8 protein-coding genes are annotated in these 7,255 nt (G+C 71.6%); 2 read left to right on the top strand and 6 right to left on the bottom strand.

What is annotated here, in order from left to right:
- Window positions 1-280: 280 nt before the first annotated feature.
- Window positions 281-484 (bottom strand): CsbD family protein, encoded by a 204-nt coding sequence (locus tag FV218_RS13875; protein ID WP_056093537.1) that lies wholly within the window; start codon window positions 482-484, stop codon window positions 281-283.
- Between the two features lie 159 nt (window positions 485-643).
- On the opposite strand from FV218_RS13875, the gene FV218_RS13870 reads away from it, so the two are divergent.
- Entirely contained in the window at window positions 644-1,117 is a 474-nt protein-coding gene (locus tag FV218_RS13870; RefSeq protein WP_147710177.1) for a nucleoside deaminase, read from the top strand.
- A 3-nt stretch (window positions 1,118-1,120) separates the two neighbouring features.
- Here the strand turns inward: FV218_RS13870 and FV218_RS13865 are convergent, their stop codons facing one another.
- Window positions 1,121-1,438 carry a hypothetical protein gene (locus FV218_RS13865; protein ID WP_147710175.1) on the bottom strand — a complete coding sequence of 106 codons (318 nt, stop codon included), beginning with the start codon at window positions 1,436-1,438 and terminating at the stop codon, window positions 1,121-1,123.
- Window positions 1,439-1,529: 91 nt separating this feature from the next.
- Window positions 1,530-3,005, bottom strand: coding sequence for an MFS transporter (locus tag FV218_RS13860; protein WP_056093529.1), 1,476 nt, complete (start codon window positions 3,003-3,005; stop codon window positions 1,530-1,532).
- A gap of 122 nt (window positions 3,006-3,127) precedes the next feature.
- Between FV218_RS13860 and FV218_RS13855 the strand changes: the two genes are divergently transcribed.
- On the top strand, window positions 3,128-3,382 hold the full coding sequence (locus FV218_RS13855) for a hypothetical protein (RefSeq protein ID WP_056093527.1): 255 nt from the start codon (window positions 3,128-3,130) through the stop codon (window positions 3,380-3,382).
- On the opposite strand, the gene FV218_RS13850 is transcribed toward FV218_RS13855, so the two are convergent.
- From FV218_RS13850 to FV218_RS13840, 3 genes are read right to left on the bottom strand one after another with little or no spacing between them, the layout of a single operon-like run.
- A complete protein-coding gene (locus FV218_RS13850; protein WP_147710173.1) occupies window positions 3,366-4,457 on the bottom strand; it encodes an ABC transporter permease in 1,092 nt (363 codons plus the stop codon). The genes FV218_RS13855 and FV218_RS13850 overlap by 17 nt on opposite strands.
- Window positions 4,454-5,377: an ABC transporter permease subunit gene (locus FV218_RS13845; protein WP_147710171.1), complete on the bottom strand. Its 924-nt coding sequence runs from the start codon at window positions 5,375-5,377 to the stop codon at window positions 4,454-4,456. Before FV218_RS13845 ends, FV218_RS13850 begins: the two co-directional genes overlap by 4 nt.
- Window positions 5,374-6,972, bottom strand: a complete 1,599-nt coding sequence (locus tag FV218_RS13840; protein ID WP_147710169.1) for a peptide ABC transporter substrate-binding protein — start codon at window positions 6,970-6,972, stop codon at window positions 5,374-5,376. Before FV218_RS13840 ends, FV218_RS13845 begins: the two co-directional genes overlap by 4 nt.
- Window positions 6,973-7,255 lie beyond the last annotated feature (283 nt).

The following is a 7,255-nucleotide window of genomic DNA, read 5'->3' as shown; positions in this document are numbered from 1 at the left end:
CTCCGGCGCAAGGCGGTTCCCCTGCCCAGGCCCGTCGCCGAGCGGGCGCCGTCGGACCCGCCCGTCTTGTCGTCGTTGTTGTCGCTCATGCCTGCCCCATAACAGAGCGGAGGCGCCGTTGCGAGATATCCCGCGCCGAAGCCAGCATCTCGCGGCGCATGGCCTCCGAAACGTCGGGGGAGCGGGACACGAAAAAGGCAGCCCCGAGGCTGCCTTTCCGAACGGTCTGCCGACGTCCCGCGAAGGAAAGTGCGTCAGCGATCTGTCATGGACACGAAGCTCAGAGCTTGCTCTTCACCGTATCGGCGGCGCTTTTCACGCCGTCCTTGGCATCGCCCACCGTCTTCTGGGCTTCGCCCTTCAGCTCCTGAGCCTTGCCTTCGGCCTTAAGCTTGTCGTTGTCGGTGGCGTTGCCGATGCCCTGCTTGATGTTGCCGACGGCCTCGTTGGCGACGCCCTTGATCTTGTCGGTGGTGCTGCTCATCGTGAGATCCTCGTGTGAGACGGGCGGCCTTGGCCGCGTTGCAGATGAAACGGTCACGCCTCGCGGGTGGTTCCCCGGAACCTGCCCAATGGGCCGGCACCCTGGCGCGCCGGGAGGCGGCGATTGTCGTGGGGGTGGCGATCCGACTAGGACGGAGCGATGCCGACGCACGCCCCGCCCGACGCCAGCGACGATCCCCTGAGCCGTGCCTTCGAGGCTGCGCGGCGCGCGGCCCTAGCCGGCGAGGTCCCGGTGGGCGCCGTGGTGGTGCGGGATGGCCGCATCATCGCGACCGCCCACAATCGGCCGCGGGCCCTGAAGGACCCGACGGCGCACGCGGAGATCCTGGCGATCCGCGCGGCTTGCACGGTTCTGGACGACGAACGCCTGACCGGCTGCGACCTCTACGTCACCCTGGAGCCGTGCCCCATGTGCGCGGGCGCCATCGCGTTCGCCCGCATCCGTCGCCTGTATTTCGGGGCCTACGACCCCAAGGGCGGCGGGGTCGAGCACGGTCCGCGCGTGTTCAACCAGCCGACCTGCCACCATGCCCCGGAGGTGTATGGCGGCTTTCGCGAAGCCGAGGCCGCCGGATTGCTGCGGGCGTTCTTCGCGGAACGCCGCGAGACGTAGGCGTCAGCTTCCGCCGCCGCCTCCGCCGCCGGTGTTGCCGATGGGCTTGGCGTTCTGCTCGGCATTGCCGCTGGCGCCGGAATTGTTCGAGCGGGTCTCGGCGCCGGTGGCGCCCGGGGCCACCGAGCCGATGGAACCGGGGCCGCCATTGTCGATGCCGCCCGGTTTCACCACGGGCGTGTCCGGCGTTCCCGGCGTCGTGATCCGGGGCGGTCCGGGCTGGCGGATCTCGGCGGGGCCGCCGCTCTGGGCCAGCGCCGGCGTCGCGAAGGAGGCTGTCGCCAGAACGAGGGCGGCGGAGGTCAGGAAGAAGCGCTGCATGAAGGACGTCCTCTTGCGATGAACCAAGGTTTTCCGTGGGGTCAACGGGTCGAATGCTTTCGGGTTGCAGCTTCGACCCGCCCGCCCGCCGTCATGCCGCCGCCAGGGGCTTCGACACGTCTTCCAGGGACTTGCCCTCGGCCGCCGTCCCCCAGATGCCGCCGACGATGGCCGCCACCGCCATGAGCGTGGCGCCGATGGCGTAGCCGATGAGGACGTTGTCGCGGGACCCCGTCTCCACCAGCGCCCCGAACAGGAGCGGCCCCGAGACGCCGCCGATGCCGGTGCCGAGCGCGTAGAACACCGCGATGGCCAGCGCCCGGATCTCGAGGGGGAAGGTCTCGGCCACGGTGAGGTAGGCGGCACTCGCGGCGGCGGAGGCGAAGAAGAACACCACCATCCAGGCCGCCGTCTGGCCGACGGGGCCGAACACCTCGATCTTGAACAGGTAGCCCGTGATGGTGAGCAGCACCGCCGAGATGCCGTAGGTGAAGGCGATCATCTGGCGACGGCCCCAGGTGTCGAACAGGCGCCCCAGGAGCAGCGGGCCGAGGAAGGAGCCGAGGGCGAAGGGCAGCAGGTACCAGCCGACATGGTCGCCCGGCACGCCGTAGAAGCGCTGGAGCACGAGGGCGTAGGTGAAGAACAGGGCGTTGTAGAAGAACGCCTGCGCCACCATCAGGGCAAGGCCGACGAGAGTCTGCTTGCGGTGGCCGCCCAGCATGGTGCCGAACACTTCGCTTAAGGGGGTGTGGCTGCGGGTCTTCAGCTTCATGCGCTTCTTCGGATCGACGGGCGGCAGGGTCAGGCCCTCGTCGGTGAAGCGCTTCTCGATGCCGGTGACGACGCGGTCGGCCTCCGCCACGTAGCCGTGGGTGGCGAGCCAGCGCGGACTTTCGGGAATCCAGGTCCGCAGGAGCAGGATCACCAGGCCGATGCCGCCGCCGACGAAGAAGGCGATGCGCCAGCCCCAGGCCGGGTCGATCATGCCGGGACGCAGGACGGCGATGGACAGGAACGAGCCCAGGGCCGCACCGATCCAGAACGAGCCGTTGATGACGAGGTCGGTCCAGCCGCGCACGCGGGCGGGGACGAGCTCCTGGATCGTCGAATTGATGGCGGTGTACTCGCCGCCGATCCCGGCCCCCGTGAGGAAGCGGAAGATGCAGAAGCTCCAGATATTCCAGGACAGGCCCGTGGCGGCGGTGGCCGCGAGGTAGAGGGCCAGGGTGATGAAGAACAGCTTCTTGCGCCCGATGCGATCGGTGAGCCAGCCGAAGCCCAGGGCGCCGACGACGGCGCCGACGAGGTAGGAGCTCGCCGCGAGGCCGATATCGAACTCCGTGAAGCTCATGGGCGCGGCGCGCAGCGCCCCCACGAGGGAGCCGGCCAGGGTCACCTCGAGGCCGTCGAGGACCCAGGTTATGCCGAGGGCCACGATGACGAGGACGTGGAAGCGGCCCCAGGGCAGGCGATCGAGGCGGGCGGCGATGTCGGTGTCGATGACGGTGCCCATGGGCACGCGCTCCGGCGTGGCGCCGGACGCGGTCTCTGCCTTGGTCGCCATCGACACCTCGTTAAGCGTATTGGGGGACAGGTGTGGGCAATCCGCCGAAGTCGCCAACGGTTCCGCCAAGCTTTCATCGCCGCCGGGTGAAATGGCATCCTCGTTCCGGATGCGCCTTCGCCATGATCTCCCGTGCCGGCCTCGCCGCCCTCCTCGCCGCCCTCGTTCTCGTCGGGTCCGCCCGGTCCTCCGGTGCGGAAGACCTCGCCCGGTCCGGGTTCGAGTGGTGGCGCCTGCGCCCCACCGACGTGACCACGACGGGATCGACGGGCACGCCGCCGCGCGCATCGCGCGACGGAGCGGATGCGCAGACCGAAGCGCCGGGGGAGCGGCGCGCCGTGCGGGTGGTCTATCCGGGGCTCACCGCGGGGCGGTGAGGCCGTCGCGGCGCGGGTCGAGGGCCTTGCCCAGGGCATCGCCCAGGACGTTGAGGGCCAGGAGCGTCGCCACGAGGAAGGCCGCCGGGACGGCGAGCATCCAGGGGGCGGATTCGAGGGCGCGCGCGCCCTCCGCGATGAGGGCGCCCCAGCTCGTCTCCGGCTCCTGCACGCCGAGGCCGAGGAACGACAGGAAGCTCTCCAGCAGGATCACCCGCGGCACCAGCAGGGTCGCGGCCACGGTCACGGGCCCGAGGGTGTTGGGCACGATGTGGCGGGCGAGGATGCGCGGGGCGGACAGGCCGAGGGCCTCGGCGGCCCGGACGAAGTCGCGCCGGCGCAGGGACAGGGTCTGGGCCCGGACCATGCGGGCCATGTCGAGCCATTCGACGGTGCCGATGGCCACCAGGATGAGGCCGAGGCCGGCGGGGAAGAACACCAGCAGCATGATGACGAAGAACACGAACGGCAGGGCGTAGAGCACGTCGACGGCCCGCATCATCACGGCGTCGAGGCGTCCGCCGGCGTAACCCGCCACGGCCCCGTAGACGAGGCCGATGACGAGGGCGACGGCCGTGGCGACGAGGCCGATGGCGAGGGAGACCCGGCCGGCGACGAGGCTGCGGGTGAGGAGGTCCCGCCCGAGGCCGTCGGTTCCGAGGAGAAAAAACCGCCGCAGCACGGGCGCGGCGACGACGAGGCGGCGTCCGTCCTCGGACCGTTCGAGGATCGTCGCCGGGCCGAACAGGTCGGAGCGGGGCAGGAAGGTCAGCACGCGCGGGTCGATGGGCTTCGGCGCGTCGAGTGTCACGCGCGCCGTTCCATCCCGGAACGTGACGGCCGCCACCGTCACACGCATGCGGAACGCGAGCCGGTCCAGGGCCGGCCGCACCGTCTCGGGGCGCGGATGGGCGGCGAGGCCCGGGGCGGTGCCGACGAGGTCGGGGTAGATCCGCCCCGGCGCATGGCCGGTGAGGCTCGGACCGACGAGGCACGCGAGGGCCATGGCGACGAGGAACCCGAGGGCGGCCAGGGCGGCCCGATCGCGGACGAGGCGCAGGGCCACCCGCCTCATCGGGCGGTCCGCAGGCGCGGGTCGAGCAACGCGCAGGCGACGTCGGCGGCGAGGTTGAGGACCACGACGAACACGCCCACCAGCACCACGGTGCCCATCACCAGGGTGTAGTCGCGGTTGAGGGCGCCATCGACGAAGTAGCGCCCGAGGCCGGGAAGGCCGAACAGGGTCTCGACCACGACGGAGCCGGTGAGCAGGGCGGCGGCGGTGGACCCGAGGATCGCCACCACGGGCAGCAGGGCGGCGCGCAGGGCATGGCGGGCGATGCGGTGGCCCGGCAGGCCCATGGCGCGCTGGGTCCGGATGTGGGGCAGGGCGAGGGTCTCGCGCAAGGACGCCCGGGTGAGGCGGGCGAGGATGCCGGCCTGGGGCAGGGCGAGGGTCAGGACCGGCAGGACGAGGTGGCGCGGCGCACCGCCCTCCCAGCCGGCGATGGGGAGCCAGCCGAGCGCAAGGCCGAACACGATCTGGAGCAGGGGCGCGACGACGAAGGTCGGCACCGCGAGGCCGAGGCCTACGCCGAAGCCGACCACCCGGTCGAGGCCGCCGCCCGGCCGGAGCGCCGCTCCGGCGCCGAGGCCGATGCCGAGAATCAGCGCCAGCAAGAGGGCGAGGCCGCCGAGGGTCATGGAGACGGGCAGGCCGCGGGCCAGGAGTTCGGCGACGCCGAGGTCGCGGAACGAGAAGGACGGGCCGAAATCGCCCTGCAGCAGGGCGCCGAGGTAGCGCAGATACTGGACCGGAAGGGACTGATCGAGGCCGTAGGTCCTTCGCAGGGCCGCCATGGCGGCCGGGGCAAGGGGGCGCTCCAGGTCGAACGGCCCGCCGGGGGCGAGGCGGACGAGGAAGAAACTGATCGTCACCACGACGAACAGGGTCGGGACCGCCTGCAGCAGCCGGCGCAGGACGAAGCCGATCACGCCTCCAGCCTCAGGAAGCGCGTCGGCGCGGCGTTGCGGAGATTCGCGTGATAGCCCGTGAGGCGCGGGCTGATCAGGGCCTTCGAGCGGGTGTGCATCACCGGAATCCACGGCAGGTCCGTCACCACGATGGTCTCGGCCCGGAACAGCAGGTCGGCCCGGCGGGCGAGGTCGGTCTCGGCGGCGGCGTCCCGCATGAGGCCGTCGTAGTCCGGGTTGGCGTAGTGGCCGGGGTTGAGGGTGTCGTTGCCGCCCTGGAGCAGGAACAGGAAGTTCTGGGGGTCGGAATAGTCGGCGACCCAGGAGATTCGCGCCACATCGAAGGGCCGCCCGTCGCGCAGGTAGGCGAAGTGGGTCTTGGCGTCGGTGTAGGTGAAGCGCGTCTCGACGCCGATGCCGCGCCACATCTCGGCGATGGCCACCGCCGTGTTGCGGTTGTTGTCGCTCGCATTGAAGCGGTACTCGATGGCGAGGGGCTTTTTGCCCGGCCCGAAGCCGGCCGCGTCGAGAAGCGCCCGGGCCTCGTCCTCGCGGTCGATGGGCAGGGCGTCGCGGCCGGCGAGGTCCGGCGGCGTCCGGTAGCGGTCGAGACCGGACGGGCACAGGGAATAGGCCGGGTCCATGGTCTCGCCCCACAGGCGCTGGGCCAGGAACTCACGGTCGATGACGAGCGACAGGGCGCGGCGGACCCGGACATCGTCGAACGGCGCCCGGCGGGTGTCGAGGGCCAGGGCGTAGAGGCCGAGCGACGGTCCGAGCACCACCTGCGCGCCGAAGCGCGCCCGGAGGGAGGCCATCTGGTCGCCGGGCAGGTCGGCCAGCGAATCGATCTCGCCGCCGGCGTAGCGGCGCACGGCACTGGCGAGGTCCGGCGTCGGCAGGAACGCGACGCGGGGGATCGCGACGTCCGCCGCCGCGTGGAAATGCGGATTGCGCTCGAGGGTGACGCGGTCGTTGGGCACGCTCTCATGCAGCAGGTAGGCGCCGTTGGAGACGCCGCTTTCGGGCCGGGTGAAGGCGTCGCCGAAGCGCCGCACCGTGGCCGGGTGGACCGGCAGGGCGGTGGAATGGGTGAGGAGTTCGAGGAAATACGGGGTCGGCCGCTCCAGGGTGATCACAAGGGTGCGGGGGGAGGGCGCCGCGACCCCGATGGTGTCGGGCGCGGCATGGCCCGCATTGACCGCCACGGCGTTGCGGATCGGCGCGAGGATTTCAGCGTATTTCGCCCCGAGGGCCGGATCGAGGATGCGGCGCAAGCTGAACACGAAGTCGGCGGCCAGCACCGGATCGCCGTTCGACCAGCGCGCGGCCGCGCGCAGGGTGAAGCCGTAGGTCAGGCCGTCGTCGGAGACGGTCCAGGCCTCGGCGCATCCGGGGACGATGCGGCCGTGATTGTCGTAGGTGAGCAGGCCCTCGTAGAGGTCGCGCAGGATGTGCGCCTCGGCCACCGTCGAGGATCTGTGCGGATCGAGGGTCCCGGGATCGGCGTCGTTCCCGCGCCGGTAGAGCCCGGCGGGCGCGGCCTCCGCCGGGCGGACGAGGGCGGCGGCGGCGAGCCCCGCGAGGCAGTGGCGGCGGTGCGGGGCCGGTGTCATGCCGCCTTTGCCGAAGCGACGCCGCGGAGCGCGACACGACCCCAATCCTTCCAGGCAACGCCGTCACAGATGGAGAATTGCGCTCGCATCAGCCCTCGGCCCGTCGCGCGGACCGCAGGCGCGCATCCCCCTCTCCCCGCCTGCGGGGAGAGGGCCGCAGGCACCCCGTCGTGCCTGCGGCAAGCGCAGGCGAAGCCGGAGCGAGGGTGAGGGGGCTGCGTCGGAGGAGTCTCATCCGGAGTCGCCCCCTCACCCTCGGCTGCCGCCTCGACGCGCTCCCCGG

The sequence above is a fragment of the Methylobacterium sp. WL69 genome, from assembly GCF_008039485.1.
Taxonomy (GTDB): domain Bacteria; phylum Pseudomonadota; class Alphaproteobacteria; order Rhizobiales; family Beijerinckiaceae; genus Methylobacterium.
This window is presented reverse-complemented; position numbering and strand designations above follow the sequence as displayed.

Coding starts and splice junctions, on each gene's coding strand:
- FV218_RS13875 (WP_056093537.1), bottom strand. CDS start 484: ATGAGCAGCACCACCGACAAGATCAAGGGCGTCGCCAACGAGGCCGTC.
- FV218_RS13870 (WP_147710177.1), top strand. CDS start 644: ATGCCGACGCACGCCCCGCCCGACGCCAGCGACGATCCCCTGAGCCGT.
- FV218_RS13865 (WP_147710175.1), bottom strand. CDS start 1,438: ATGCAGCGCTTCTTCCTGACCTCCGCCGCCCTCGTTCTGGCGACAGCC.
- FV218_RS13860 (WP_056093529.1), bottom strand. CDS start 3,005: ATGGCGACCAAGGCAGAGACCGCGTCCGGCGCCACGCCGGAGCGCGTG.
- FV218_RS13855 (WP_056093527.1), top strand. CDS start 3,128: ATGATCTCCCGTGCCGGCCTCGCCGCCCTCCTCGCCGCCCTCGTTCTC.
- FV218_RS13850 (WP_147710173.1), bottom strand. CDS start 4,457: ATGAGGCGGGTGGCCCTGCGCCTCGTCCGCGATCGGGCCGCCCTGGCC.
- FV218_RS13840 (WP_147710169.1), bottom strand. CDS start 6,972: ATGACACCGGCCCCGCACCGCCGCCACTGCCTCGCGGGGCTCGCCGCC.